Here is a 1,593-nt window from a genome sequence, read left to right as displayed (position 1 = left end):
GGAAAAGACAATTATATATATAACTCAGCTTTTTATCTGGAAGACGGGGAGATAAAACATACCCACAGAAAGGTATACCTGCCAAATTACGGTATGTTTTTCGAAGCCAGATATTTTAAAAACGGGGACAGGTTCAGAGCTTTTGACACAAAATTCGGAAGACTGGGAGTCCTTATCTGTGAAGATGCATGGCATCAGTCATCGTCATATATTCTAAGTCAGGACGGAGCAGATTATATATTCTGTCTCATGAACAACCCTGCAAGAGGATTTGAAGATGAGGGACGTTATATCTCAAAAGAGTGGGAAGCAATAGGTTATCTGACAGCTTCCATGACCGGAACTTATTTTATAATGGCAAACAGGGTAGGGTGTGAAGACGGTGTTACTTTCGGTGGGGGATCTCAAGTGGTATCACCATCTGGAAAAATAACGGCAGAAGCTCCTTATATGGAAGAAAATCTTCTCATGGCAGAACTTTCAGAGAGAGAGATCAGAAAAGCAAGATTTGCAGCCCCTATACTCAAAACTGAAAATCTCGACCTTACCATAAGAGAGCTCGAGAGAATAAAGGAAGAAAAATACAGATAGGAGAGTGATAGTTTGAAAAGAGTGAAAATACTGCTTTTATCTATGCTGGCCTTTGTTTTGGTACTACTGGCAGGATACAAGTATATCTATCATATACCTGGAAAAAAATTCCTTGTAAAAGATACCAGGGCAGTCTATGTAAATGAAAATTTTAACAGAAAAAAAATAAAACCTCTCCAGGAGCTCCTGGTGAAAATAGGGAAAGAGGATCAAATAGAAGAACTGAAAAAAGAAAAGAAGTATATAAAAAACATATACATTCTTTATTTTGGAAGTATAGAGCTTCTGGACGAACACAAGGTGGGAGTCTTAGACCCAGGCCTAATGTACCCTCTGTTTAAATCCCGTCTTGGGAAATATTTTGATAAATCCGGAGATTATTACCTTCTGAAGGAAAAATACAGAGATAAATATTCTTCAGGAAAAGAAGTTTTTTTGAAGGGCTACAGAGGTTACTTTCTTATATCTGATTCTAAAGAGGATTTGGAAGGAGTGCTGTCAGGTATTGGGGAAACCAATGAGAATATTTTGGCTCTGAAAAAGAGAGGGAAATCCAATATATTCGGGAAAATACTCCTGGATGCCTCTGGAACAAAGGGTGAACTATGGGGTGTAAAGGGATCTGTTCTCACAGGGAATTATGAATCCGGAAAAGTTTATGCGGATAATAAGATTGTGGGAGAAGGAGGCGTAATAGACCTCTTTAAGAATCAGCCTCAAGAGAGAAAAATGGAGAAATATCTGGGAGAGAACAGAGTCTACATCTCCTCTGGAGATTTCGGGAAAGCTGCTAAAATATTTACTGCCAGTATACCTAAGGAGCAGAGGGTTCTCTTTGATCTTTGGGAGAGTTTTTCGGGAGGAAGTATAGAGGCATTTCTCGGAGATATCGACGGAGAGATAGTGGGAGATATAGAAAATAATCAGTGGATAATACCTCTCAAAGATACAAAAAGATTTGAAAAACTCTTTAGAATTTTCGGGAAAAATGGCAGAATAAGC

At 38.5% G+C, this 1,593-nt stretch carries 2 protein-coding genes; both read left to right on the top strand.

Annotation, left to right across the window (positions count from 1 at the left end; translation table 11 throughout):
- Positions 1 to 591, top strand: a 591-nt coding sequence (locus tag ABZA26_RS14720; RefSeq protein ID WP_372715238.1) for a nitrilase-related carbon-nitrogen hydrolase, incomplete at its 5' end; no start/stop codon positions are given.
- Positions 592 to 603: 12 nt separating this feature from the next.
- A partial coding sequence (locus tag ABZA26_RS14715; RefSeq protein ID WP_372715237.1) for a hypothetical protein occupies positions 604 to 1,593 on the top strand: 990 nt, incomplete at its 3' end.

It is taken from the genome of Ilyobacter sp., from assembly GCF_041583315.1.
Classification (GTDB): Bacteria; Fusobacteriota; Fusobacteriia; order Fusobacteriales; family Fusobacteriaceae; genus Ilyobacter.
Note: the sequence above shows the minus strand (reverse complement) of the source record. Positions and strands in the feature narration are given on the sequence as shown.